Annotated in this window: 24 protein-coding genes; 15 read left to right on the forward strand and 9 right to left on the reverse strand. The window is 63.9% G+C overall.

The features are described from left to right. Window positions 1-235 precede the first annotated feature (235 nt). The 3 genes from B0G77_RS03935 (at window position 236) to B0G77_RS03945 (ending at window position 3,721) form a co-directional block, all read left to right on the forward strand. The gene (locus B0G77_RS03935; RefSeq protein WP_133660935.1) at window positions 236-733 is read left to right on the forward strand and encodes an NUDIX hydrolase; all 498 of its coding nucleotides are present in this window, start codon (window positions 236-238) and stop codon (window positions 731-733) included. Window positions 734-743: 10 nt separating this feature from the next. After that, on the forward strand, window positions 744-1,916 hold the full coding sequence (gene mnmA, locus B0G77_RS03940; RefSeq protein WP_133660936.1) for a tRNA 2-thiouridine(34) synthase MnmA: 1,173 nt from the start codon (window positions 744-746) through the stop codon (window positions 1,914-1,916). A gap of 194 nt (window positions 1,917-2,110) precedes the next feature. Next, window positions 2,111-3,721: an FMN-binding glutamate synthase family protein gene (locus B0G77_RS03945; RefSeq protein WP_133660937.1), complete on the forward strand. Its 1,611-nt coding sequence runs from the start codon at window positions 2,111-2,113 to the stop codon at window positions 3,719-3,721. 107 nt (window positions 3,722-3,828) lie between these two features. Here B0G77_RS03945 and B0G77_RS03950 read toward each other — a convergent pair whose 3' ends face one another. Genes B0G77_RS03950 through B0G77_RS03960 form a run of 3 tightly spaced genes read right to left on the reverse strand, consistent with a single transcriptional unit; the run spans window position 3,829 to window position 6,580 of the window. Continuing rightward, the gene (locus B0G77_RS03950; protein WP_133660938.1) at window positions 3,829-4,689 is read right to left on the reverse strand and encodes an ABC transporter permease; all 861 of its coding nucleotides are present in this window, start codon (window positions 4,687-4,689) and stop codon (window positions 3,829-3,831) included. A gap of 25 nt (window positions 4,690-4,714) precedes the next feature. After that, entirely contained in the window at window positions 4,715-5,509 is a 795-nt protein-coding gene (locus B0G77_RS03955) for an ABC transporter ATP-binding protein (protein ID WP_133660939.1), read from the reverse strand. A 48-nt stretch (window positions 5,510-5,557) separates the two neighbouring features. Continuing rightward, complete coding sequence (locus B0G77_RS03960) at window positions 5,558-6,580, reverse strand: ABC transporter substrate-binding protein (protein ID WP_133660940.1); 1,023 nt, start codon at window positions 6,578-6,580, stop codon at window positions 5,558-5,560. Window positions 6,581-6,812: 232 nt separating this feature from the next. Between B0G77_RS03960 and B0G77_RS03965 the strand changes: the two genes are divergently transcribed. Then, on the forward strand, window positions 6,813-7,490 hold the full coding sequence (locus B0G77_RS03965; RefSeq protein WP_133660941.1) for a response regulator: 678 nt from the start codon (window positions 6,813-6,815) through the stop codon (window positions 7,488-7,490). Further along, window positions 7,480-8,868, forward strand: coding sequence for a sensor histidine kinase (locus B0G77_RS03970; protein WP_133660942.1), 1,389 nt, complete (start codon window positions 7,480-7,482; stop codon window positions 8,866-8,868). Before B0G77_RS03965 ends, B0G77_RS03970 begins: the two co-directional genes overlap by 11 nt. On the opposite strand, the gene B0G77_RS03975 is transcribed toward B0G77_RS03970, so the two are convergent. Next, on the reverse strand, window positions 8,860-9,471 hold the full coding sequence (locus tag B0G77_RS03975) for a glutathione S-transferase C-terminal domain-containing protein (RefSeq protein WP_133660943.1): 612 nt from the start codon (window positions 9,469-9,471) through the stop codon (window positions 8,860-8,862). The two genes, B0G77_RS03970 and B0G77_RS03975, sit on opposite strands and share 9 nt — an antisense overlap. Before the next feature lie 149 nt (window positions 9,472-9,620). Here B0G77_RS03975 and B0G77_RS03980 point away from each other — a divergent pair, with 149 nt between their 5' ends. The 5 genes from B0G77_RS03980 to purH all read left to right on the forward strand — a co-directional run bounded on the left by B0G77_RS03980 (window position 9,621) and on the right by purH (window position 15,456). Next, complete coding sequence (locus tag B0G77_RS03980; RefSeq protein WP_243750930.1) at window positions 9,621-11,099, forward strand: aminopeptidase P N-terminal domain-containing protein; 1,479 nt, start codon at window positions 9,621-9,623, stop codon at window positions 11,097-11,099. 16 nt (window positions 11,100-11,115) lie between these two features. Further along, window positions 11,116-12,333, forward strand: coding sequence for a UbiH/UbiF/VisC/COQ6 family ubiquinone biosynthesis hydroxylase (locus B0G77_RS03985; protein ID WP_133660944.1), 1,218 nt, complete (start codon window positions 11,116-11,118; stop codon window positions 12,331-12,333). A 198-nt stretch (window positions 12,334-12,531) separates the two neighbouring features. Beyond that, the gene (gene dusB / locus B0G77_RS03990) at window positions 12,532-13,599 is read left to right on the forward strand and encodes a tRNA dihydrouridine synthase DusB (protein WP_133660945.1); all 1,068 of its coding nucleotides are present in this window, start codon (window positions 12,532-12,534) and stop codon (window positions 13,597-13,599) included. After that, a complete protein-coding gene (locus B0G77_RS03995; protein WP_133660946.1) occupies window positions 13,596-13,829 on the forward strand; it encodes a Fis family transcriptional regulator in 234 nt (77 codons plus the stop codon). The genes dusB and B0G77_RS03995 overlap by 4 nt, the downstream gene beginning before the upstream one ends. 61 nt (window positions 13,830-13,890) lie before the next feature. Continuing rightward, the gene (purH, locus tag B0G77_RS04000) at window positions 13,891-15,456 is read left to right on the forward strand and encodes a bifunctional phosphoribosylaminoimidazolecarboxamide formyltransferase/IMP cyclohydrolase (RefSeq protein WP_133660947.1); all 1,566 of its coding nucleotides are present in this window, start codon (window positions 13,891-13,893) and stop codon (window positions 15,454-15,456) included. A 129-nt stretch (window positions 15,457-15,585) separates the two neighbouring features. Here the strand turns inward: purH and B0G77_RS04005 are convergent, their stop codons facing one another. After that, window positions 15,586-15,825 (reverse strand): hypothetical protein, encoded by a 240-nt coding sequence (locus B0G77_RS04005; RefSeq protein ID WP_133660948.1) that lies wholly within the window; start codon window positions 15,823-15,825, stop codon window positions 15,586-15,588. Between the two features lie 119 nt (window positions 15,826-15,944). Here B0G77_RS04005 and ruvC point away from each other — a divergent pair, with 119 nt between their 5' ends. Then, window positions 15,945-16,487 (forward strand): crossover junction endodeoxyribonuclease RuvC, encoded by a 543-nt coding sequence (gene ruvC, locus B0G77_RS04010; RefSeq protein WP_133660949.1) that lies wholly within the window; start codon window positions 15,945-15,947, stop codon window positions 16,485-16,487. Between the two features lie 87 nt (window positions 16,488-16,574). Here ruvC and B0G77_RS04015 read toward each other — a convergent pair whose 3' ends face one another. Beyond that, window positions 16,575-17,219 (reverse strand): LysE family translocator, encoded by a 645-nt coding sequence (locus tag B0G77_RS04015; RefSeq protein WP_133660950.1) that lies wholly within the window; start codon window positions 17,217-17,219, stop codon window positions 16,575-16,577. 180 nt (window positions 17,220-17,399) lie between these two features. Here B0G77_RS04015 and ruvA point away from each other — a divergent pair, with 180 nt between their 5' ends. From ruvA to B0G77_RS04030, 3 genes are all read left to right on the forward strand, one after another. Continuing rightward, a complete protein-coding gene (gene ruvA, locus B0G77_RS04020; RefSeq protein ID WP_133660951.1) occupies window positions 17,400-17,981 on the forward strand; it encodes a Holliday junction branch migration protein RuvA in 582 nt (193 codons plus the stop codon). Between the two features lie 107 nt (window positions 17,982-18,088). Continuing rightward, window positions 18,089-19,153, forward strand: coding sequence for a Holliday junction branch migration DNA helicase RuvB (gene ruvB / locus B0G77_RS04025; protein WP_133660952.1), 1,065 nt, complete (start codon window positions 18,089-18,091; stop codon window positions 19,151-19,153). A 49-nt stretch (window positions 19,154-19,202) separates the two neighbouring features. Further along, window positions 19,203-20,135 carry an oxygenase MpaB family protein gene (locus tag B0G77_RS04030; protein ID WP_133660953.1) on the forward strand — a complete coding sequence of 311 codons (933 nt, stop codon included), beginning with the start codon at window positions 19,203-19,205 and terminating at the stop codon, window positions 20,133-20,135. A gap of 52 nt (window positions 20,136-20,187) precedes the next feature. Here the strand turns inward: B0G77_RS04030 and B0G77_RS04035 are convergent, their stop codons facing one another. The 3 genes from B0G77_RS04035 to tyrS all read right to left on the reverse strand — a co-directional run bounded on the left by B0G77_RS04035 (window position 20,188) and on the right by tyrS (window position 22,691). Beyond that, a complete protein-coding gene (locus tag B0G77_RS04035) occupies window positions 20,188-20,859 on the reverse strand; it encodes a histidine phosphatase family protein (protein WP_133660954.1) in 672 nt (223 codons plus the stop codon). Window positions 20,860-20,929: 70 nt separating this feature from the next. Next, window positions 20,930-21,388 (reverse strand): D-aminoacyl-tRNA deacylase, encoded by a 459-nt coding sequence (gene dtd, locus B0G77_RS04040; protein ID WP_133660955.1) that lies wholly within the window; start codon window positions 21,386-21,388, stop codon window positions 20,930-20,932. Window positions 21,389-21,443: 55 nt separating this feature from the next. Next, the gene (gene tyrS / locus B0G77_RS04045; protein WP_133660956.1) at window positions 21,444-22,691 is read right to left on the reverse strand and encodes a tyrosine--tRNA ligase; all 1,248 of its coding nucleotides are present in this window, start codon (window positions 22,689-22,691) and stop codon (window positions 21,444-21,446) included. A 186-nt stretch (window positions 22,692-22,877) separates the two neighbouring features. Between tyrS and B0G77_RS04050 the strand changes: the two genes are divergently transcribed. Further along, window positions 22,878-24,011, forward strand: coding sequence for an anhydro-N-acetylmuramic acid kinase (locus B0G77_RS04050; protein ID WP_133660957.1), 1,134 nt, complete (start codon window positions 22,878-22,880; stop codon window positions 24,009-24,011). Window positions 24,012-24,104: the final 93 nt, after the last annotated feature.

Below are 24,104 nucleotides of genomic sequence, written 5' to 3' on the forward strand. Positions count from 1 at the left end.
CACAGATCTGCCGACGAGGCACGCCGGCTTGCGATTTGCAACAACGGCTAAACGCCTCACTTTAACCGAAACCGGGGGGCGAATCGGAATTAGGGACGATCCGGGTTACGGAAAGCCCGAATGGCCGGGCCAGCCGGCTTTGGGCGACCGACCGGCTGACCGGCTTGCCGGCGGTTTTCCAGCCGCCTGTCCGGCTCCCGGCAGCCATGCCCCATAGACGGTAAAATGCCGTCCCATGAAACCGGAAACCTGGGCTCCGCATGTCACAGTGGCGGCCATCGTCGAGCGCGACGGGCGCTTTCTCGTGGTCGAGGAACATACGTCCGACGGAGCGCGGCTGAATCAGCCCGCCGGCCATCTGGAGGCGGGCGAAACGCTCGTCGAGGCGGTGATCCGCGAAACCCTCGAAGAAACAGCGCATCCGTTCGCGCCCGAGGCGCTCGTCGGCGTCTACATGACGCATATCGGGCGTCCGCAGTCCGAGGGCGTCACCTATCTGCGCTTCACGTTTTGCGGCGCGAGCCGCGAACCGGCGGCGGACCGCGCGCTCGATCCCGATATCGTCTGCACGCTGTGGATGAGCGCCTCCGAACTGCGTGCCTGCCAGGAGAGGCACCGCACGCCGCTCGTGATGCAATGTATCGACGACTACCTCGCAGGCCGGCGTTTCCCGCTCGACTTCGTGCACACGCACTCGGTCGGGCCATCCCGATCAGGTAGCAACCAGAAGTAGCAGGAAGATAATGAGCAAGCAGAAAGTCGTAGTGGGCATGTCGGGCGGCGTGGATTCGTCGGTTACCGCGTGGCTCCTCAAGGAACAGGGATACGACGTCGTCGGTCTTTTCATGAAGAACTGGGAAGACGACGACGACAGCGAATACTGTTCGACCCGGCAGGACTGGATCGACGTGGTGTCGGTGGCCGACCTGATCGGCATCGACGTCGAAGCGGTCAACTTCGCCGCCGAATACAAGGACCGCGTGTTCGCCGAATTTCTGCGCGAATACTCTGCCGGCCGCACGCCGAATCCGGACGTGCTGTGCAATGCCGAGATCAAGTTCAAGGCGTTCCTCGATCACGCGATGTCGCTCGGCGCCGAAACCATCGCGACGGGCCACTATGCGCGCGTGCGCCAGAACGGCCAGAGTGGCCGCTTCGAGCTTCTGAAGGCCAAAGACCACACGAAGGACCAGTCGTACTTTCTGCATCGGCTGAACCAGGCACAACTGTCGAAGACGCTCTTCCCGCTCGGCGAGATTCCGAAGACGAAAGTGCGTGAAATCGCTGAGCAGATCGGCCTGCCGAACGCGAAAAAGAAGGATTCGACCGGCATCTGTTTCATCGGCGAGCGGCCGTTCCGTGATTTCCTGAACCGCTATCTGCCGACCCAGCCCGGCCCGATGAAGACACCCGACGGCAAGCTCATCGGCGAACACATCGGGCTCGCGTTCTATACGTTCGGCCAGCGCAAGGGCATCGGGCTTGGCGGCAGCCGGTCAGGCAGCGGCGAGCCGTGGTTCGTTGCAGGCAAGGACATCGCGTCGAACACGCTTTATGTCGTGCAGGGGCACGATCATCCGTGGCTGCTCAGTCATTCGCTGAGTGCAGGCAATACAAGCTGGGTTGCGGGTGAACCGCCCACGGAAGGCTTCGCGTGCGGCGCGAAAACGCGCTATCGCCAGGCCGATGCGGCGTGCACGTTCGCGACGATGAACCTCGTGGGCGGCCACGCCGGTCCGGGCTATTTCGGCCTCGATTTCGACGCGGCCCAGTGGGCTGTCACACCCGGGCAATCTGCGGTGCTCTACGATGGCGACGTGTGCCTCGGCGGCGGCATCATCGAGCACGCCGCGACTGCGCAACCCGTAGCGCGCCAGCCACAGACGGCAGCGCTCCTCACGGCGCGCCGTGCCTGACGCGGCAAGGCGGCCGCTCGTCACGCCGTCACGCGCCGTGGCGGGAAGTCCTTGCTGCACCAGCAGTCCGATTACCCCGACGCATCGACAGACAGTTGTCAATCTCACCCCGCAGCGGATCCCGGCCGCGCCAAAGCTCGCGTTTCAGGCGCGGCCCATCCCGCTGCGGTGATCTTCACTGCAATGGAGTCTCCATGTTCTCTCGACGTTATCTGGCCATGTGGTGCGCGGTCCTGCTGCTGGTCGCGTCCGTGGCGCTCGCCGCGCTGCATCACCTGTCGTGGTTCTGGATCATCGTGCCGCTCGCGCTGGTCGCGCTCGGTGTCTTCGACCTGACCCAGGAGCGGCACGCGATCCTGCGTAACTACCCGCTGTGGGGTCACTTCCGGTTCCTGTTCGAATTCATCCGTCCGGAAATCCGTCAGTATTTCGTCGAGAACGATACCGACGAGAAACCGTTCTCCCGCGCCCAGCGCAGCATCGTCTACCAGCGCGCGAAGAACGACGTCGACAGCCGCCCCTACGGCACCGAGCTCGACGTGAAAGCGGTCGCACACGAATGGATCAGCCACTCGCTCGCCCCGACCACGCTCGACGGACACGACTTCCGCATCGTCGTCGGACCCGGGCGCGCCCAGCCTTATTCGATGTCGATCTTCAACGTGTCGGCGATGAGCTTCGGTTCGCTGTCGGCGAACGCGATCATGGCGCTCAACCTGGGCGCAAAGAAAGGCAACTTCGCGCACGACACCGGCGAAGGCTCGATGTCGAAGTATCACCGCGAGCACGGCGGCGACATCATCTGGGAAATCGCGTCGGGCTACTTCGGCTGCCGCAACGACGACGGCGCCTTCAACGCGGAAAAATTCGCGAAGCAGGCGCAGGAGCCGCAGGTGAAGATGATCGAGATCAAGCTGTCGCAAGGCGCGAAGCCGGGCCACGGCGGCGTGCTGCCGGCTGCGAAGATCACGCCGGAAATCGCCGAGACGCGCGGTGTGCCGATGGGCCGTGACTGCATCTCGCCCGCAACGCATTCCGAATTCTCGACGCCGCGCGGCCTGCTCGAATTCGTCGAACGGCTGCGCACGCTATCGGGCGGCAAGCCGACCGGCTTCAAGCTGTGCATCGGCCATCCGTGGGAATTCTTCGGCATTGCCAAGGCCATGCTGGAAACGGGCATCCTGCCTGACTTCATCGTGGTCGACGGGGCCGAAGGCGGCACCGGTGCGGCGCCGCTCGAATTCACCGATCACGTCGGCGTGCCGTTGCAGGAAGGCCTGCTGCTCGTGCACAACACGCTCGTCGGCATCGGCCTGCGCGACAGGATTCGCGTGGGAGCAAGCGGCAAGATGATCACCGCGTTCGATATCACCAAAACACTCGCGATCGGCGCCGACTGGGTCAATGCGGCGCGCGGCTTCATGTTCGCGGTGGGCTGCATCCAGGCGCAGACCTGTCACACCGGCCGCTGCCCGACCGGTGTCGCGACCCAGGATCCCGTGCGCCAGCGCGCGCTCGTGGTGCCCGACAAGTCGGATCGCGTGTTCAGCTTCCATCACAACACGTTGCATGCGCTACAGGAAATCATTCAGGCTGCGGGCCTCCATCACCCGTCGGAGCTGCGCGCGCATCACATCGTGCGGCGCGTGTCCTCGCATGAAGTGCGGCTGATGTCGGAGCTGCTGAAGTATCTGGAGCCGAACGATCTGTTGAACGGCAACTATCGTTACTCGCTGTACGAAAAGTGGTGGCCAGTCGCGCGAAGCGATTCGTTCGCGGCAAAGCTGGAGCCTGCTGCGGTGTAATCCGGCAAGCGACGTCACGCCAAACGAAAAAAGCGCCTGCAGTTCACATGCAGGCGCTTTTTCTTTGCCACCAGGTAATCAGGCGTCGCATACGCCCGAGGCGCAAATCATGCGCCAGCCGGCCGCCACTTCAGCAGGCGCTGCTCGACAGCCGTCAACAGATAATCTGCGGCCAGCGCCACCACCGCGAGCACGATCATCGCCGCGAACACACCACTCGCGTTGAACGCGCCCTGCGCGGTCGAGATCAGCAGCCCGATGCCCTGCTTCGAACCCAGGAACTCGCCCACCACCGCACCGACCAGCGCGAAGCCAAAGCTCACGTGCAGGCTGGCCAGAATCCAGCTGAGCGCCGACGGAATCACCACCGATGTCGTCACCTGACGGCGCGACGCACCCAGAATCTGCGCGTTCGCGATCATGTAGCGATCGGCTTCACGCACGCCCTGGAACGCGTTGGCGAACACGACGAAGAACACCATCACGACCGCGAGCGCCACCTTCGACGCCATCCCGAGACCCAGTGCAATCACGAACACCGAGCCGAGCACGACGCGCGGAATCGAGTTGGCAATCTTGATGTAGAGGCTGAACACGTCGGACAGCAGCTTGTTGCGGCCCAGCACGATGCCGCAGAAGATGCCCGCCACCGAGCCGATGATGAAGCCGAGACCGGTCTCTTCGAGCGTCACCCAGACCTGCGTCAGAAGCGGCCCTTGCGAGGTGCCGTTCACGAACCAGTCGATGATCTGCGCGAAGATCGCCGAGGGCATCGAGAAGAAGAACGGATCGATCCACTTGAGCCGCGCGGACAGCTCCCAGCCGCCGAGCACGACGACCAGCACGAGAATGCGCAGCGAAATCACCAGCGCATGACGCTGACGGATGCGCCTCTGCGCGACAAGCTCGACCTGTGCGAGCGACCTGGGGTCGATGCCCGACGGCATCGTTTGTTGAGGGGTAGACATGCCTGATGTACTCCGCTTTGCTTGATTAACCGATCTGCACTTCTTCGCGCAGGTCGTGCCAGATATCGCGCGAGATCTCGATGAAGCGCGGCTCGTAGCGGATCTCCGAGGTGACGCGCGGACGCGGCAGGTCGATCTCATACACCTTCTTGAGCGTCGCGGGCCGTGCGGTCAGCACGAACACACGGTCGGCGAGCGCAATCGCTTCCTCGAGATCGTGCGTGACGAACACGACCGAGCCCGTGCCCGACCACAGCTGCAGCAGCTCATCCTGCATCAGCGTGCGGGTCTGCATGTCGAGCGCGGAGAACGGCTCGTCCATCAGCAGGATTTCCGGCTTGTTGATGAAGGTCTGCGCCAGCGCGACGCGCTTGCGCATCCCGCCCGACAGTTGATGCGGATAGTGCTTGCCGAACTTGTCGAGACCCACGCGGCGCAGCCATTCATTGGCCTCGTCGTAGGCCGCCGATTTCGAGCGCCCGCGATACAGCGGACCCGCCGCGACGTTATCGAGCACCGAACGCCACGGAAACACGGCGTCCGCCTGAAACACGAAGCCGATGCGCGGATCGATGCCATCGACCGGCGCGCCCATGATGCGCACTTCGCCGGTGGTCGGCTTCAGGAGGCCGGTGATCATGCTGAGCGTCGTCGACTTGCCGCAGCCCGTCGGTCCGACGACGGCGACGAATTCGCCTCTCGCCACCGACATGCTGAAATCGCGTAACGCGATCGTCGCCTTGCCGTCCGGGGAAATGAAACGGCACGACACGTTGCGCAGCTCGATAGCCGGTGTGCCGCGTGACAAAGGTTGATTCATCGCCTGCTGCCTCATTCCTTGCGTGATTGTGTGGATTGGTCCGTTGCCTTACTTCGACGCCGTGCTGACGGCTGGCGTTGACACGTAGTCGTTCGTCCAGGTCTTCGCGAGGTCGATGTGCTTGCCCTTCACCGAAGGATTGAATGCGGACAGCACCTTCAGCACCGTGTCAGGACCATCGGCGGGCATCTTCCCGTCCTTCGTGAACATCGGCAGCGACGACTTCAGCGCGGCCACGTACAGGTCCTTGTTGTTGCCGTAGTAGTCCTTCGGCATCTTCGCGGCGATGTCTTCGGCGCTGTGCGTCGCGATGAAGTTGAGCGTCTTCGCGAATGCGCGTGACAGCTTCGCGGCCTCATCCTTGTGCGACTCTGCCCACGCACGCTGCACGTAGAAACTCGACGCCGGATAGGTGCCGCCGAGCGCAGCCCGCGTGCCTTCGAGGGTGCGCATGTCGACCAGCACCTTCGCGTCGCCGGTCTTCAGCAGTTGCGAGACGGTCGGCTCCGTCGTCATGCCGGCGTCGATGCGGTTCTGCTTGATTGCGGCGATAAAGCTGTTGTCCGCGCCGACCGGCAGCAGCGTGTACTGCGTCGACGGCACGCCCGCGCGCTGCGCGAGGTATTGCGTGAGGAAGCTCGTCGACGAACCGAGACCGGTCACGCCAAGCGTCTTGCCCTTCACGTCGGCCATGGTCTTCAGCGTGTCGGCGGCCTTCGTCGATACCATTTCGACTTCGCCCGGCACCTGGCCGAAGATCACCAGCGCCTGCACTTCCTTGCCCTTGCTCTGCAGGTCGATCGTGTGATCGTAGAAGCCAACCACGCCCTGCACCGCGCCCGCGAGCAGTTCGTTTTCTGCGTCGACGCCGGCCGGTTGCGACAGGATCTCGACGTCGAGCCCTTCGTCCTTGAAATAGCCGAGCTGTTCGGTGAGTTTGGCCGGCAGATAGATGATCTTGGTGGCCCCGCCGACCATGATCGTGAGTTTTTCGGCATGAGCGGTAGCCGAAGCGGCCGCCAGGGCAAACGCAACACCCGACACAGCGGCAATCTGGCGCAAGGTACGCATCAAGCAGTCTCCTGAGGTTGGGTCGCCGCTATCCTGCGGCGCTTTCTGGGTGAATGTGGCGGATTATAGAAATGCCAAACCTTCTGCTAGCTTTCGGTACCGTTGGCAAATCATGGGTGTTAACCCGCAGTCATGGCGCAGGCCCGCTTTCTGTCCGGCAAACACGGCCGAAAGCGCGCAAAGCCCACGTTTTACGGCACAATCGACGGCCTGATTGACGGCTCTCCCCACCATGAAACTCCTGCTGATTGAAGACAATCCGACGCTCGCGCACTGGCTCGCGAAGATGCTCGAACAGGAGTCGTTCACGCTCGACTCGGTTCAGGACGGCGACGCCGCCGACTATCTCCTGCGCACGAATCACTACGATGTCGTGCTGCTCGACCTGAACCTGCCGAAGCTGTCGGGCAAGAACGTGCTGCGCCGCCTGCGCCATCGCGGCGACGCGACGCCCGTGCTGATCCTGACCGCGAGCGGCTCGATCGATGAAAAGGTCGAACTACTCGGCGCCGGTGCCGACGACTATCTGGTGAAACCGTTCGAAGTACGCGAACTCGTTGCGCGCATCAAGGTGCTGATCCGCAGGCAGTCGCCGTCGAAAGCGGACGAAGTGATGTGCGGCGATCTGGCGTTCGATATCGACACGCGTCAGTTCACGCTCAAAGGCGCGCCGCTGAACGTTACGCCCCGCGAGCGGACGGTGCTGGAAACGCTGATCCTGCGGCTCGGCAAGACGGTCTCGAAACCGGCTCTGGTAGACGCGATCTTCACGCTCGCCGACGAACCGAGCGAAGACGCCGTGGAAATCTACATCTCGCGGCTGCGCAAGAAGCTCGATGGCAGCTCGGCGGCGATCGTCACGCTGCGCGGGCTCGGTTATCTGCTGCGCAAAAAAGAAGATGACCAATAGCCTGCGCGTGCGCCTGTTGTGGTGGCTGCTCGTACCGCTTGCGCTGTACGTCTTCGTCACCGGCAAGGCGGAGTTCGACAATGCCCGGCACACCGCGGATCTCGTGCAGGACAACAAGCTGGTTTCGTCGGCGCGGATGATCGCGGGCGAAGTGGAATGGGTGGACGGCTCGCTCACCGTCGATGTGCCGCCCGCCGCGCTCGAAGTGTTCGTCTCGCCGTATCGCGATCAGGTGTTCTACAGCGTGACCGTCGACGACGGCCGGCTGCTTGCCGGCACCCCGGATTTTCCGCACAGCGCAAGCCAGCCATCCGACGAACCCGAGTACTACGACGCCAGCCTGCATGGCCATCCCGTGCGCGCGGCCGGCGTCGTGCGGCAGATGTACGACAACGGCGTGACGCGGCGCGTGCTGGTATCGGTCGGCACGACCGTGCGTTCGCGCGATGCAATGGCGGAGCAGCTCTGGCGACCGCAGCTGGTGCGGCAGATCGAGATGATCGTGCTGGCGGTGGCGCTCGTGTGCATCGGGCTCACGTTCGAACTGCGGCCGCTGATGAAAGTCAAGGACGACGTGGCCGACCGTGATCCGATGCAGCTCGAGCCGATCCGGGTCGAGCGGCTGCATACGGAATTGCGGCCCATCGTCGAGGCGATCAATCAATGCATCGCACGGCTGGCTGTGCAGGTCGCCGCGCAGCGACGCTTCATCGCTGATGCCGCACATCAGTTGCGCACGCCCCTGACCCTGCTCGGCACGCAGCTGCAGTTCGCGCGACAGCACGGCGGTATCGGGCCGGAACTGGCGGAGGCGCTCGCGGCGATGCACCGGAGCAACCGGTCGATGGTCGGACTCACCAACAAGCTGCTCCTGCTCGCCCAGGCCGAGGCGGCCGACTACACGCAACTCGCGAATGAACCAGTGGATCTCGCCGCGCTGGCGATGGAGGTCGTCGAGGATCTGGCGCTGCTCGCGCAGACCCGCGAGATCGATCTGGGCGCTGAACTGACGGGCCCCGCGCCCGTAACCGGACACCAGGGACTGCTGTCGGCGCTCGTCGCGAATCTCGCGGAAAACGCGATTCGCTACACACCCGCGGGCGGGCACGTCACCGTCGCCGTAAAAGACGACGGCGCAACCGTCACGCTGACCGTCTCGGACGACGGCCCGGGTATTCCGGCCGAAGCACGCAGCCGTGTGTTCGAGCCGTTCTATCGCGCGTCGGCGGACACCGAAGGCACCGGTCTCGGGCTCGCTATCGTCCGCGAGATCGTCGTGGCGCACCGGGGCGAGATCACGCTGGAGCCAGGCGCAGGCGGCCGCGGCGTCACGGCGACGGTGACGCTCGCCTCAGCCCGCCCCGGCAGGTCAGTCTGACGGGACCGTATCGATGAACGACTGGCGCTGCGACAGCTTCTGGAAGTGCTTGTCGAGGTTCGGATACGCTTCGCGCCAGTTCAGCTGCGGCATGCGGAAGTCCAGATAGCCGAGCGCACAGCCAAGCGCGATATCGGCAAGCGTGTAGTGATTGGCCGTACACCAGTTCTTGCTGCCAAGACCTTGCGACATCGCCACGAGACCGTCGTGGATCTTGCGCTGCTGGCGCGCAACCCATGCTTCGCTGCGATGCTCGGCCGGACGCTGCGTCCCTTCGAGGCGGATCAGCACGGCCGCATCCAGGATTCCGTCGGCGAGCGCTTCCCAGCAGCGCACCTCGACGCGCTCGCGCCCCGACTGCGGAATCAGCTTGCCGACCGGTGACAGCGTATCGACGTATTCGCAGATCACGCGCGAATCGAACACGGCCTCGCCGTCTTCCATGACGAGGCACGGCACCTTACCGAGCGGATTGAACGTATGGATCGTGGTTTCCGGCGCCCAGACGTTCTCGAGTACCAGCTTGTAGTCGATCTTCTTTTCGGCGAGCACGATCCGCGCCTTGCGGACAAACGGACTGCCGAACGAACCGATGAGTTTCATGACACACTGCCCTGTTTGGATTTCGGCGAAAGTATACGTTGGTTTGCGTTCATCCAGACGACGTCCTGGCGTCTTGTGATGCGCGCCGAACGGAGCTGTGGACGGATTGCAACATTGCGGCAAGCGCTGATCGACGGCTAGCTGGCCGGATGGCTAACGGCTACGCCCGCCGGCCAGCCCGGCCGCGCATTGAAGGCTGCGAGCGCTACAATCGCACGATGAACCAGCCGACCGAACTCACCATCGCCGTCGACGTCTACCGCCAGCGCCGCGAACGCGTCCTCACCGCGTTGCGGGAAGCAGGCGGGGGTGTCGCCATCGTCCCCACCGCGCCGGAAGTGCTGCGCAACCGCGACGCCGACTATCCGTACCGGCACGACAGCTATTTCTACTACCTGACAGGCTTCACGGAACCCGAAGCACTGCTCGTGCTCGACGCCAGCGCGGCATCGGGCGAGCCGCGCTCGATCCTGTTCTGCCGGGCGAAGAACGCCGAGCGCGAAACGTGGGAAGGCTTCCGCTTCGGTCCCGAGGGCGCGCGCGAGGCGTTCGGCTTCGACGCCGCGTTCACCTTCGACGAAATCGACGCGATACTGCCGCGCCTGATCGCCGACAAGCCCGCGCTGCACTACGCATTCGGCGCATCCGCTGAACTGGACGGCCAGGTGCGCGGCTGGGTCGAGGCGGTGCGCGCACAGGGTAGAAGCGGAGTCACGGCGCCCGGCGCGATCCACGATCTGCTGCCGGTGCTCGACGAGATGCGCCTCATCAAGGACGCCCACGAACTCGCGATCATGCGCCGCGCAGGCCAGATCTCGGCAACGGCGCACCGTCGGGCGATGGCGGCCTGCCGTCCCGGTGTGCGCGAATACGAACTCGAAGCGGAACTGCTCTACACATTCCGCAAGCACGGCGCGCAGGGTCCGGCGTACGGCTCGATCGTCGCAGCGGGCGCCAATGCCTGCGTGCTTCACTATCCGGCGGGCAACGCGATCGCGCGGGACGGCGATCTGATCCTCATCGACGCCGCGTGCGAACTCGACGGCTACGCGTCCGACATTACCCGCACCTTCCCCGTCAGCGGCCGCTTTACCCCGGCACAGCGCGAGCTTTACGACATCGTGCTGGCTGCGCAGCAGGCGGCCATCGAGGCGACGCGCGCCGGCGTCGACTTCGAGGCGCCGCATCAGGCAGCCGTGCGCGTGCTGGCGCAGGGGCTGCTGGATACCGGCATCATCCACCGTCAGCGCTTCGCTTCCGTCGACGATATGATCGCCGAACGTGCCTATGCGCGCTTCTACATGCACCGTACCGGCCACTGGCTCGGCATGGACGTGCACGATTGCGGCGACTACCGCGAGCGCTCCGCGCCGCGCGACGAACATGGCGCCATCCCCTGGCGCACGCTGAAGCCGTCGATGACGCTGACGATCGAACCTGGCCTTTACGTCCGCGCTTCGGACGACGTCCCCGAGCGCTACTGGAACATCGGTATCCGCATCGAGGACGACGCGATCGTCACCGCAACCGGCTGTGAACTGATGACGCGCGATGTGCCGGTCAAGGCCGAGGAAATCGAAGCGCTGATGCAGGCTGCGCGCGCATCAGCGGGCGCCGCGTGTGAGTGAAGGGAATCGAGACCAGATGAATGAAGTAGCCCAACCGTCGACTGCCACCCCACAGAACACGCAGGCTGACGCGCCATTCGACTTCGATGTGACGATCGTCGGTGCGGGACCGGTCGGCCTCGCGCTGGCCGGCTGGCTGGCGAAACGCAGCGCGACGCAGGCGCTTTCGGTGGCGCTCGTCGATGCACGCGAGCCCGAAGATGCGGTATCCGATCCACGCGCGATCGCCGTGTCGCAAGGCAGCCGGATGATTCTCGAGCCGCTTCGCTGGCCCGGCGACGCCACGGCGATCCAGCGGATTCATGTCTCGCAGCGCGGCCATTTCGGCCGCACGCTGATCGACCATACCGAGCACGGCCTGCCCGCGCTCGGCTACGTGCTGCGCTACGGCTCGATCGTGCATGCGCTGGCGGAAGCGGTGCACGCAACGCCCGTGCACTGGTTCCGCTCGACCTCCGCACTGCAGCCCGCGCAGGCAGACGACAGCGTCACGCTGCCAATCGAAAGCGCGCACGTCGCGCGCAATCTGCGCACGCGGATCCTCGTGAACGCCGAAGGCGGTCTCTATCACGAGCAGCGTAGCGGCACGGGCGCCACGCGCGACTACGGCCAGACCGCCCTCGTCGGCACGGTCACGCTGTCGGCTCCGCAACCGCACGTTGCATGGGAGCGCTTCACGTCCGAAGGCCCGATCGCACTGCTGCCGACGGGCGGCGTGCGCGGCGCGGACTACGCGCTCGTCTGGTGCTGCTCGCCCGAAGAGGCCGCGCGCCGCGCGCAACTCCCCGATGACGCCTTTCTCGCCGAACTCGGCGCCGCTTTCGGCGACCGGATGGGTCGATTTACGCAGATCAAAGGCCGCGCATCCTTTCCGCTCGGGCTTAATGCGGTCGATACGCTCGTCAAGGGCCGCGTCGTCGCGATCGGCAACGCTGCACAGACGCTGCATCCGGTCGCCGGTCAAGGCCTGAATCTCGGCCTGCGTGACGCCCACGCGCTCGTCGACGCACTGGCCCAGCACGGCGCGACGCCGGTCGCGCTCGCAGCCTTCGCGGCGCGCCGGGCGCTCGACCGGCGCCTGACGATCGGCGCCACGGACACCCTCGCGCGCCTCTTTACCATCGACTTCCCGCCACTCGCCACGCTGCGTGGGCTCGCGCTCACCGCGCTGGAATTCGTGCCGCCCGTGAAGACCGCTCTTGCGCGGCAAATGATGTTCGGACAGCGTCGCTGACCCCTTTGGCGGGTCACGCGCCAAGCGGCTCGCGACCCGCCAAGGGTCTATGAACCGATGGGCTTTCATAGAAGATTTAAAGGGTTACGTCAGACGCAAGTGATCTTTCGGGTTGCCGTTAACGGTAAAATGGTAGTTTTCCCTCGCATTCCACGACCGTTTCGATCCGCTATCGACTGGTCGGCCGCCTCTCTTGCCATGCCTACTCTCGGCTCCCACAATCTGCGCAACAACCTGTTCGTCGCCCCGATGGCCGGCGTCACGGACCGGCCGTTCCGCCAGCTGTGCAAGCGGCTGGGCGCGGGCTATGCCGTGTCGGAGATGGTCGCGTCGAATGCGCAGCTGTGGAAAAGCGAGAAGACCATGCGCCGCGCGAATCATGCGGGCGAAGTCGAGCCGATTTCCGTGCAGATCGCCGGCGCGGATCCGGCGATGATGGCCGAAGCCGCGCGTTACAACGTGGCGAACGGCGCACAGATCATCGACATCAACATGGGCTGTCCGGCCAAGAAGGTGTGCAACGTCGCCGCGGGCTCCGCGCTCTTGCAGAACGAGCCACTCGTGCAGCGCATCGTCGAGGCAGTGGTCAACGCTGTTGGCATCGGCCCGGATGCCGTGCCCGTCACGCTGAAGATCCGCACCGGCTGGAATCGCGACAACAGGAATGCGCTTACCGTTGCACGTCTGGCCGAAGACGCCGGCATTTCGATGCTGACCGTGCACGGCCGCACGCGTGCGGACCTGTATCACGGCGACGCCGAATACGAGACCATCGCTGCCGTCAAGGCCGCGGTGCGCATTCCGGTCGTCGCGAACGGCGACATCACGACGCCGCAAAAGGCACGCGAGGTGCTCGCCCTTACCGGCGCCGATGCGATCATGATCGGCCGCGCGGCGCAAGGGCGCCCGTGGCTCTTCCGCGAGATCGAGCATTTCCTGCAGACAGGCGAATTACTGCCGCCGCCGCGTATCGATGAGATCCAGCAGGTGATGAACGAACACCTCGAAGATCACTACGCGTTCTACGGCGAATTCACCGGAGTCCGCACTGCGCGCAAACACATCGGCTGGTACACTCGCGGCCTTTCTGGCGCCAACGTGTTCCGGCATCGCATGAATACGCTGGACACCACGCGCGAACAACTGCTCGCCGTCAACGAATTCTTCGACGCGCAAAAGGCGCTTTCCGACCGCCTTGTTTACGTCGAAGAAGATGCCCAGGACAATGACGGCGAGCCGGACAATAACGACCGACTGGCAGCATGAGCAAGCACAACATCGAACAATGCGTCCGCGATAGCCTGGACATGTACTTCCAGGATCTCGACGGCTCCAACCCGCACGACATCTACGACATGGTCGTATCGTGCGTCGAAAAACCGATGCTCGAGGTGGTGCTCGAGCAGGCAGGCGGCAATCAGTCGCTGGCCGCCGAGTATCTCGGCATCAACCGCAATACGCTGCGCAAGAAGCTGCAACAGCACGGTCTGCTGTAGCGGATTTACTACGGGTTTATTACTTCCTGCGCCCCTCAAGTCCCTCCCCGGCTTTCTCATCATGATCAAGCAAGCGCTCATCTCCGTTTCCGACAAGTCCGGCATCGTCGATTTTGCCAAATCGCTGTCGGACCTCGGCGTCAAGATCCTGTCGACTGGCGGCACCGCGAAACTGCTCGCGGACGCGGGCCTGTCCGTTACCGAAGTCGCCGACTACACGGGCTTCCCGGAAATGCTCGACGGGCGCGTGAAAACGCTGCACCCGAAGGTGCACGGCGGCATCCTCGCGCGCCGCGACCTGCCTGAGCACATGGCTGCGCTTGAGAAGCACGGCATCCCGACGATCGACCTGCTGGTCGTGAACCTGTACCCGTTCGTGCAGACGGTGTCGAAGGAAGAGTGCTCGCTCGAGGACGCGATCGAGAACATCGACATCGGCGGCCCGACGATGCTGCGCTCCGCGGCGAAGAATCATCGTGACGTGACCGTGGTGGTCGATCCGGCCGACTACGCTGTCGTGCTCGACGAAATGCGTGCGAACAGCAATTCGGTCGGCTACAAGACCAACTTCCGTCTCGCAACCAAGGTGTTCGCGCACACCGCGCAATACGACGGCGCGATCACGAACTACCTGACGAGCCTGTCCGACGAACTCAGGCACGAATCGCGCAACACCTGGCCGGCGACCTTCAACCTCGCGTTCGACAAGGTCCAGGACCTGCGCTACGGCGAAAACCCACACCAGAGCGCCGCGTTCTATCGCGACCTCACGGTGCCGGCTGGCGCGCTCGCGAACTACAGCCAGCTGCAGGGCAAGGAACTGTCGTACAACAACATCGCCGATTCCGATGCGGCATGGGAATGCGTGAAGACGTTCGACGTGCCGGCCTGCGTGATCATCAAGCACGCGAACCCGTGCGGCGTGGCCGTGGGCGCGGACGCGAACGAAGCGTACGCGAAGGCCTTCCAGACGGATCCGACCTCGGCATTCGGCGGCATCATCGCGTTCAACCGCGGAGTTGACGAAGCGACGGCGCAGGCAGTGTCGAAGCAGTTCGTCGAAGTGCTGATCGCGCCGTCGTTCAGCACAGCGGCGCGCCAGGTGTTTGCCGCGAAGCAGAATGTGCGTCTGCTTGAAATCGCGCTCGGCGTTGGCCATAACGCGTTCGACCTGAAGCGCGTGGGGGGCGGTCTGCTGGTGCAGTCGCTCGATTCGCGCAACGTGCAGCCGCGCGAGCTGCGCGTTGTCACGAAGCGTCATCCGACGCCGAGGGAAATGGACGATCTGCTCTTCGCCTGGCGCGTCGCGAAGTACGTGAAGTCGAACGCGATCGTGTTCTGCGGGAACGGCATGACGCTCGGCGTCGGCGCAGGGCAGATGAGCCGCGTGGACTCGGCGCGGATTGCGAGCATCAAGGCACAGAACGCCGGCCTGTCGCTGAACGGCTCGGCCGTGGCGTCGGACGCGTTCTTCCCCTTCCGCGACGGTCTGGACGTGGTCGTGGCCGCTGGCGCTACCTGCGTGATCCAGCCCGGTGGTTCGGTGCGCGACGACGAAGTGGTCGCCGCCGCCGACGAGCACAACATCGCGATGGTGCTGACGGGCGTGCGTCACTTCCGTCACTGATTCAAGCTCGCTGACCGGGGCGCTGCCGTTCTGCCGCTATCCAGACTCAGCCGGTTGCTTCCCGGTTTTATGGTTTGATTGAAACGGCCCGACAGGTCTTCCTGTCGGGCCGTTTTTCTTGCGTGGTGTTTACTCGTCGGGTTCTTTCCGGGCGTAACCGTCTCTCACATCGGGATGGGAACTGATATACGTGCTGAGGCCCCGCCCGCGGCGCGCAAGTATCTTCATCGTGTCGACATGCTGCACTCCCGTGCTGGCATAGGTGTACCAGTAGACATCGCCCGATTCGAATCGGACCGCGACGAAGTCTTCGCCGATGTCGTATGCCACCACGCCCGAGGCGCCACTGAGATTTCGATAGGTTTCCACCTGCGCCCGCCTCCCTGCAGGTCCGCATGAGGCATTTATTCCCGTGAGACCGCCCCGAGCCGACCGCTGTGCGGCCCGTTCGTTGTAGTATCGCAGGCACTTCGTCCGCATCGCACCTCATGAGAATTCTCGGCATCGACCCTGGTTTGCGTGTTACCGGCTTCGGCGTGATCGACCAGACCGGTCATCAACTCACCTATGTCGCAAGCGGCGTCATCAAGACTGCCGATGCCGATCTCCCATCGCGGCTCGGCACGATCTTCGATGGGATTTCGACACTGATCCGTCAGCATGCGCCCGATCAGTCCGCAATCGAAAAAGTGTTCGTCAACGTCAATCCGCAATCGACGCTTCTGCTCGGTCAGGCGCGCGGCGCCGCAATCTGCGGGCTGGTCGCGGGTGGCGTGCCGGTCGCCGAATACACGGCGCTGCAGTTGAAACAGGCCGTGGTCGGCTATGGCCGCGCAACCAAGGAGCAGATGCAGCTGATGGTTGCGCGTCTCCTGAATCTGTCCGGCGTGCCCGGCACTGACGCAGCTGACGCGCTCGGTATGGCGATCTGTCATGCACATAGCGGCGGCACGCTCGGCACGCTGGGCGGCATCGCACCAGGCCTCGCAAAGAAAGGGCTGCGCGTGCGGCGCGGGCGGCTGGTGGGTTAGGGCTGCGCTCAGGCGGTGAGGCACGTCCCGCCGCCTGCGCGATCACCGTCGAAAGAGCCCGCTGCTCTGCCATGCGCCGTTTTGTACTCAGTGCCGGCTTGCCAGGGCCAACCGGCAAGCAAGTCCCGCGAAGACTGATCCGAGTAGATACTGCGGCACCCTCGATGGCCGACGACCCGACGTTAGTCTGCTACTCAGCCTGTTACTCAGCCGGCTCGCCATCAAGATCACCGCGCCGTTGACGCAAAGACCGATCAGGTTAAGCACGGTCGCCAGCAGCAGAATCTGCGCGACGATCGATCCGGCTTCAGGGCGCACGAACTGCGGAAACAGTGCGAGGACAAACAGCGCGACCTTAGGATTGAGCAGGTTGGTCAACAGCCCCTGCCGAAAGATTCTGCCCGTCGGATAACGGCGCATCCCGGCACTCGGCGACAGCACCGTTCCCTCGGACCGGAACGTCTTCCATGCTAGAAAAAGCAGATAGCCCGCCCCAGCGAACCGCACGACGTCATACGCCACGGGCACCGCCAGAAACAGCTGCGACAGTCCGAACGCCGCTGCAAGCGCATGACAGTACGTGCCAGCGAGAATGCCCGCCAGCGACGCAAAGCCCGCTGCACGCCCCTGACTGACGCTGCGAGACGCAATCAACAACATATCGGGGCCGGGTGTGGCGGTGAGCGCGAGACAAGCGCCTGAAAAGAGCGCGAGCGTGGTGAGGCTAAGCATGGGGAAGTCCTTTTGTCGACATTGCCACAAAAGGGATCCCAGTTTATTGAGCCCTTCCGGACCAGTCAATTCACACGCTTGCGTTATACCGGCGCAGCCGCTGCGTCTTTTGCCCTGCAACTGCGCCGTGCTGCGGCGCCCTGCGCTACACTCGCCGTTTATTTCATCCTCGAACCTGCCATGATCGGTCGCATTGCCGGCGTCCTGCTGGAAAAGAATCCGCCGCACCTGCTCATCGACTGCAACGGCGTCGGCTACGAAGTCGACGTGCCGATGAGTACCTTCTACAACCTGCCGTCGACCGGCGAAAAGGTGGTGCTCCTCACGCAGATGATCGTGCGCGAGGACGCACATCTCCTGTACGGTTTCGGCACTCCGCAGGAACGCTCGACCTTCCGCGAACTGCTGAAGATCACGGGCATCGGCGCGCGCATGGCGCTCGCGGTGCTGTCCGGAATGAGCGTGCACGAACTGTCGCAGACCGTCACGCTGCAGGACTCTGCGCGCCTGACGCGGGTGCCGGGCATTGGCAAGAAAACGGCTGAGCGGCTGCTTCTTGAGCTGAAGGGCAAACTGGGCGCCGATCTCGGCGCAATGGCCGGCGCGGCGTCGGCATCCGGTCACGCCAGCGATATTCTGAACGCATTGCTCGCATTGGGTTACTCCGAAAAAGAAGCGTTGGCAGCCGTCAAGAACGTGCCGGCTGGCACCGGTGTGTCCGAAGGCATCAAGATCGCGCTGAAGGCGTTGTCCAAGACCTGAGCTGGCCTGCACTCGACGACGGCTAAAGCTTCGCATGCGGGAGCGCTTCGCGCACCCTGGCCGTTCGGCCAGCTTTATCGGCTGGCGGCACGCGGTACAATGTGCCCATGATCGAAACCGACAAACTCGCCGCCGAGCGCATCATCGCGGCTACGCCCGTATCGACGCACGAAGAAGCGTTTGAGCGCGCATTGCGCCCGCGCCATCTCGACGAGTACGTCGGGCAGGAAAAGGTGCGCGGCCAGCTCGAAATTTTCATCGAAGCGGCCAAACGCCGGTCCGAATCGCTGGACCACGTGCTGCTGTTCGGGCCGCCGGGTCTCGGCAAGACCACGCTCGCGCATATCATCGCGCGCGAGATGGGGGTCAATCTGCGGCAAACATCCGGGCCGGTGCTCGAACGCGCAGGCGATCTCGCGGCGCTCCTCACCAATCTCGAAGCGAACGACGTGCTGTTCATCGACGAGATCCACCGGCTGTCGCCGGTCGTCGAGGAAATCCTGTATCCGGCGCTCGAGGATTATCAGATCGACATCATGATCGGCGAGGGTCCGGCCGCACGCAGCGTCAAGCTCGATCTGCAACCGTTCACGCTCGTTGGCGCGACCACGCGCGCCGGGATGCTCACGAATCCGTTGCGCGACCGTTTCGGTATCGTCGCGCGTCTCGAGTTTTACAACGCGGATGAGCTGGCACGCATCGTCAGCCGCTCGGCGTCGCTGCTTGGCGCGCAGATTCATCCCGACGGCGCGTTCGAAATCGCGAAACGCTCGCGCGGCACACCGCGGATTGCGAACCGCCTGTTGCGGCGCGTCCGCGACTTCGCCGAAGTGAAGGCAGACGGCAACATCACGGCGAAAGTCGCCGATGCCGCGCTCGCCATGCTCGACGTCGACCCGGTCGGATTCGATTTGATGGACCGCAAGCTGCTCGAAGCGATCCTGCACAAGTTCGACGGCGGCCCGGTCGGCGTCGACAACCTGGCCGCGGCAATCGGCGAAGAGCGCGATACCATCGAAGACGTCCTCGAACCGTATCTGATCCAGCAGGGCTTCCTGCAGCGCACACCACGCGGCCGGGTCGCCACGCTGCTGACATATCGGCATTTCGGTCTTGCTGCACCGAATACGTCGAGTCCGGTACGCAACCTGTGGGATTCGGGCGAGCCCTGACCCCCGCGCCAAACGTTGCATCAGGCACCAGCACAGGAAGAGCCAGGCGATGTCCGATCAAGCCAGTCCGCGAAGCGATCAAACGGGGTTCGCGCAGCTTGTCGCGAAACGTTTGCGTACGAGGCTGGCTGCGGGCGTGACGCACCTGACGAGCGGCAGCGGCCCGTCGCTCGATTACTCCTCGCCACCCGGTGACCCCGGCCTCTTCGGCCCCGATGCCGTCTGCTGGAAAGTCCATTCCGACTTCACGTCGATGATGACGGGCGGTATTAGCGCGCTGCTGCTTCAGGCGCTGCATCCGCTCGCGCTGGCCGGCGTCTGGGATCACTCCTCGTTCCGCAGCGATATCCTCGGACGGCTGCGTCGTACCGCGACGTTTATTTCGGGCACGACGTATGGCAACCAGCGCGACGCACTCGCCCTGATCGAGCGAGTGAAGCAGATCCATTCCGGGGTCGCGGGCACTGCTCCCGATGGCCGCCCCTACCGTGCGAGCGACCCCGCGTTGCTGACATGGGTGCACGTCGCGGAAGTGTCGAGCTTTATGACCGCGCATATGCGCTACGTGAATCCCGCGCTGCCTGTCGAAGCGCAGGACCAGTACTTTGCCGAAACGGCCCGTATCGCCGAAATGCTCGGGGCTGTCGGGATTCCCCGTTCGCGGGCCGAAATAGAAGCCTATCTGGTCGCGATGCGGTCTGAACTGGAAGCCAGCTCGCGCGCGCGTGAAGTCGTGAATGTGCTGATGAGCGCGCGTCCGCCAGGCATCACAATGCGGCCGGCGGGCACGCTGATGCTCAACGCCGGTGTCGATCTGCTCCCGGAGTGGGCGCAGGCGATGCTGGGCTTCGATACGTTTTCTCGCGTGAGGCGGGCGCTCGTACGTCCAGGCGTGAGGCTTGTTGCGCCCGTGATGCGCTGGGCGCTGGTGAAGGGCGTATCGAAGCGGGCTCGAAGACGCGTCGCAGCGACGCGCCCCTGACCCACAGCCATCACCCGGCGCGCACCTTGCGCAGAACCCTCTGGCGTTCTGATCACCGTCCGGGTTCGGGCACTTTCCTAAGGTTGTCGTCCTGACTGTGGCCACCCAGGTGCTCGACGTCAGCCCACGTAACAACCGCCGCTGCAGCGCCGTCGAAGTCCACCACATTCATGCTCGTATTGAGCAACGAGTAGGTACGCGGTGCTTCGAGCGACAAACCGTTCGCATACCGGTATACGCAATCGAGCACGCCACCGTGCGCGACGCACGCGATGCGCCCTCCCGGGTGCACCGCGATGATCGGTTCGATCGCATGCAGTACGCGATGATAGAACGCGCGCTGCGATTCGCCGTCCGGTGGCGCGAAACCCGGGTCACGTGTTTGCCAATGGGCATATTCGTCGGGAAAGCGCCCGGCAATCTCGTCGCTGTCGTGGCCCTGGAAAGCGCCGTATTGCCGCTCGCGCAAGCCTTGACGCAGCTGAAGTGGCAAGCCGAGCGCACTCGCTATGGGTTGCGCGGTTTGCTGCGCACGCATCAGGTCGCTCGAATAGATCGCATCCAGCCGCGCGCCCTGCTTCACTTCACGTTCAAGCCGTTGCGCGAGTTTCTGAGCCTGCTCGACGCCGCTCGTCGCGAGTGGTATGTCGATGTGCCCCTGGATGCGTTTGATGCGATTCCAGTCGGTCTCGCCGTGCCGGATGAAGATGACCTGGGTGGACATAGGAAAGCATGCCTGGATCGAATACGGAGCCGCCATTGTCGCAAAAAGCGACGGCGGGCAACGGAAGGCTTCAGGGACGTGTCTGAAGCCAGAACGTGACCGGGCCGTCATTGACGAGCGACACCTGCATATCCGCGCCGAATTCGCCCGTCTCGACGACTGGATGCTTTGCCCGTGCGGCTGCGACGAAATACTCAAAGAGGCGCCGTCCCTCATCGGGCGGCGCAGCCGGCGTGAAGCTCGGACGCAGACCACTGTTCGTATCGGCGGCCAGCGTGAATTGCGAGACGAGCAGCAAACCGCCCGCCCGACCCGCCCCGTCGATGTTCTGCACCGACAGGTTCATCTTGCCCGCCGCGTCGCTAAACACACGATAGCCGAGCAACCTGGCGAGCAGCCTGTCGGCGACGGCATCGGTGTCGCCGCGCTCCGCGCAGACAAGCGCGAGCAGACCTGCCTCGATCGCCCCCGTCACGCGATCGTCGACACGCACTTCGGCGTGCCGCACCCGTTGAATCAGCGCGATCACGCGACGTGCTCCTCAAGCACGACAAACGGGGCGGCCACGATGCGCATCAAGCCGGTCAGGCCGTCAACGTCACGCGCGCAAAGCGGCGCTTGCCAACCTGCACGACGAACTCGCCGGCCTCGATCTTCAAGCCCTTATCGGACACCGTCGCGCCGTCGATCTTGACGCCACCCTGCTCGATATTGCGCAGCGCCTCGCTCGTCGACGGCACGAGTCCGGCCTGCTTCAGCAGTTGCCCGACCGCCAGCGGGGCGCCCGCAAGCGCTACTGACGGAATGTCGTCCGGCAGGCCACCCTTCGCGCGATGATTGAAGTCTTCAAGTGCACGCTCGGCGGCGGCGGCCGAATGGAAACGTTCGACGATTTCCTGCGCCAGCATCACCTTGAAATCGCGTGGATTGCGGCCCGCTTCGGCTTCGCGTCTGAAGCCGGCGATCTCGTCCATCGGACGGAACGACAGCAGTTCGAAGTAACGCCACATGAGCATATCGGAGATGCTCATCAGCTTGCCGAACATGTCGGTCGGCTTTTCGCTGATGCCGATGTAGTTATTCTTCGATTTCGACATCTTCTCGACGCCATCGAGCCCTTCGAGCAGCGGCATCGTCAGGATGCACTGCTGTTCCTGGCCATACTGCTTCTGCAACTCACGACCGACGAGCAGATTGAACTTCTGGTCGGTGCCGCCCAGTTCGAGGTCCGCGTTCAGCGCGACCGAGTCGTAACCCTGCATCAGCGGATAAAGGAATTCGTGGATCGAAATCGGTACACCGCCCTGAAAACGCCTGGTGAAATCCTCGCGTTCGAGGATCCGCGCAACCGTGTAGCGCGAAGCGAGCTTGATCATCCCGTCGGCGCCGAGCGGCATCGACCATTCGCTGTTGTAGCGGATCTCGGTCTTCTCACGGTCGAGCACGAGCGCGGCCTGATCGAAATACGTCTTCGCGTTCGATTCGATCTGCTCGCGCGTAAGCGGCGGACGCGTCGCATTACGGCCCGACGGATCGCCGATCAGCGACGTGAAATCGCCGATCAGGAAGATCACCGTGTGCCCGAGGTCCTGCAACTGGCGCATCTTGTTCAGCACGACCGTGTGGCCGATATGGATGTCCGGCGCCGTTGGGTCGAGGCCCAGCTTGATGCGCAGCGGCTTGCCGGTGGCCGCGCTGCGCGCGAGCTTCTGCGCAAACTCATCCTCGATCAGCAACTCGTCGACGCCGCGTTTCGTGACAGCGAGGGCGTGACGCACTTCGTCGGTGATCGGAAAGGCGGGACTGGGCTTGGAAGTGGACTCGGTGCTCATGCTGGAACGTGACGTCGAAAAAAGAGATTGTCCCATAGTTGGCGCGGGCGGCCGGCGCCGGGACGGACACCGGATTTTACGTGATTCGCCCCGCAAAGCCGATCTTTCGTGGCCGCGCGCCTATCCGCGCGGCCTGTCGCGCTGATAATCTGTTAAAACGGTTCGCAACCATAGGAGGAGCAGAACGTGGCGAGAGAGACGACAGACGGCGGCGTGTATTTCGGATTGATGTCGGGCACCAGCATGGATGGCGTCGACGGCATCGCGGTTGAATTCGCGAAGGGCAAGACGCCCGTGGTGCGCTCGGAAGCGTTCGTCGGCTTTTCGGAGGGCTTGCGGGACGCGCTGTTTGCCCTGCAACAACCCGGCGACAACGAGATCGAGCGCGAGGCGCTGGCGGCGAACGCACTCGCCGCCCGCTATACCGTGTGCTGCCATGAACTGTTACGCAGCGGCAACCTGTCCGCGACAGCGGTGCGCGCAATCGGCGTGCACGGCCAGACCGTGCGGCACCGGCCCGAAAAAGGCTATACGCGACAGATCAATAACCCGTCGCTACTCGCGGAAATGACGCACATCGACGTAATCGCCGACTTCCGCTCGCGCGACGTCGCCGCCGGCGGCCAGGGTGCGCCGCTCGTTCCGGCTTTCCACGCAACCGTGTTCGGTAAAAAAGGGGAAACCCGCGTGGTCTGTAACCTGGGCGGAATCAGCAACATCACGATTCTCGGCGCTGCGGGCGGCGTACGTGGCTTCGATTGCGGGCCTGGCAATGCGCTGCTCGACGAGTGGGCACAGCGGCACCTGGGCAAGCCTTACGACGAAGGCGGCCATCTTGCCGCGAGTGGCCAGGTGCACCGGCCATTGTTGCACGCGCTGCTGGACGAACCATTCTTCGAGCAGCAACCGCCGAAGAGCACTGGTCGCGACCTGTTCAATGCCGAATGGCTGGACGCGAGGCTCGCGCCATTCACGTCGGTCAGTGCCGCGGACGTGCAGGCAACGCTCACCGCGCTGACTGCCATCACGGTCGCCCGCGAGATTGAACGTCACGCGCCAGACAGTCGGGCCGTGTATGTGTGCGGCGGCGGCGCCCGCAATCCCGAGTTGCTAAAGGCCCTTCAGGCAACTTTCGAGGAAAGCGGATGCAGCGGTGTGCCGGTGATGACTACCGAAGCGCTTGGCGTGCCCCCGCATCAGGTCGAGCCGCTTGCTTTCGCGTGGCTGGCGATGCGTTGCGTCGAGCGCCAACCGGGTAATCTGCCGGCAGTGACCGGAGCGGCAGGAGAACGAGTGCTGGGCGCGATCTATCCGCGCTGACCGCGCGCCGCCAGCGTTCGTTCGCGAACGTGAAGACTCGCCGACAAATGGAAAACGGGGCTTTTCAGCCCCGTTTTTTTCGACAAACCGCTT

Source organism: Paraburkholderia sp. BL10I2N1, assembly GCF_004361815.1.
In the GTDB taxonomy this organism is placed as follows: domain Bacteria; phylum Pseudomonadota; class Gammaproteobacteria; order Burkholderiales; family Burkholderiaceae; genus Paraburkholderia.

Excerpts from the sequence above, each read along its gene's own strand:
- B0G77_RS03970 (WP_133660942.1), top strand. The coding sequence starts at position 7,480 with ATGACCAATAGCCTGCGCGTGCGCCTGTTGTGGTGGCTGCTCGTACCG.
- B0G77_RS03955 (WP_133660939.1), bottom strand. The coding sequence starts at position 5,509 with ATGAATCAACCTTTGTCACGCGGCACACCGGCTATCGAGCTGCGCAAC.
- B0G77_RS03950 (WP_133660938.1), bottom strand. The coding sequence starts at position 4,689 with ATGTCTACCCCTCAACAAACGATGCCGTCGGGCATCGACCCCAGGTCG.
- B0G77_RS03965 (WP_133660941.1), top strand. The coding sequence starts at position 6,813 with ATGAAACTCCTGCTGATTGAAGACAATCCGACGCTCGCGCACTGGCTC.
- B0G77_RS04015 (WP_133660950.1), bottom strand. The coding sequence starts at position 17,219 with ATGCTTAGCCTCACCACGCTCGCGCTCTTTTCAGGCGCTTGTCTCGCG.
- purH (WP_133660947.1), top strand. The coding sequence starts at position 13,891 with ATGATCAAGCAAGCGCTCATCTCCGTTTCCGACAAGTCCGGCATCGTC.
- ruvB (WP_133660952.1), top strand. The coding sequence starts at position 18,089 with ATGATCGAAACCGACAAACTCGCCGCCGAGCGCATCATCGCGGCTACG.
- B0G77_RS03980 (WP_243750930.1), top strand. The coding sequence starts at position 9,621 with ATGGCTAACGGCTACGCCCGCCGGCCAGCCCGGCCGCGCATTGAAGGC.
- ruvA (WP_133660951.1), top strand. The coding sequence starts at position 17,400 with ATGATCGGTCGCATTGCCGGCGTCCTGCTGGAAAAGAATCCGCCGCAC.
- B0G77_RS03935 (WP_133660935.1), top strand. The coding sequence starts at position 236 with ATGAAACCGGAAACCTGGGCTCCGCATGTCACAGTGGCGGCCATCGTC.
- B0G77_RS04035 (WP_133660954.1), bottom strand. The coding sequence starts at position 20,859 with ATGTCCACCCAGGTCATCTTCATCCGGCACGGCGAGACCGACTGGAAT.
- ruvC (WP_133660949.1), top strand. The coding sequence starts at position 15,945 with ATGAGAATTCTCGGCATCGACCCTGGTTTGCGTGTTACCGGCTTCGGC.
- B0G77_RS04030 (WP_133660953.1), top strand. The coding sequence starts at position 19,203 with ATGTCCGATCAAGCCAGTCCGCGAAGCGATCAAACGGGGTTCGCGCAG.
- dusB (WP_133660945.1), top strand. The coding sequence starts at position 12,532 with ATGCCTACTCTCGGCTCCCACAATCTGCGCAACAACCTGTTCGTCGCC.
- B0G77_RS03945 (WP_133660937.1), top strand. The coding sequence starts at position 2,111 with ATGTTCTCTCGACGTTATCTGGCCATGTGGTGCGCGGTCCTGCTGCTG.
- B0G77_RS03995 (WP_133660946.1), top strand. The coding sequence starts at position 13,596 with ATGAGCAAGCACAACATCGAACAATGCGTCCGCGATAGCCTGGACATG.
- B0G77_RS03960 (WP_133660940.1), bottom strand. The coding sequence starts at position 6,580 with ATGCGTACCTTGCGCCAGATTGCCGCTGTGTCGGGTGTTGCGTTTGCC.
- mnmA (WP_133660936.1), top strand. The coding sequence starts at position 744 with ATGAGCAAGCAGAAAGTCGTAGTGGGCATGTCGGGCGGCGTGGATTCG.
- tyrS (WP_133660956.1), bottom strand. The coding sequence starts at position 22,691 with ATGAGCACCGAGTCCACTTCCAAGCCCAGTCCCGCCTTTCCGATCACC.
- B0G77_RS03975 (WP_133660943.1), bottom strand. The coding sequence starts at position 9,471 with ATGAAACTCATCGGTTCGTTCGGCAGTCCGTTTGTCCGCAAGGCGCGG.
- B0G77_RS03985 (WP_133660944.1), top strand. The coding sequence starts at position 11,116 with ATGAATGAAGTAGCCCAACCGTCGACTGCCACCCCACAGAACACGCAG.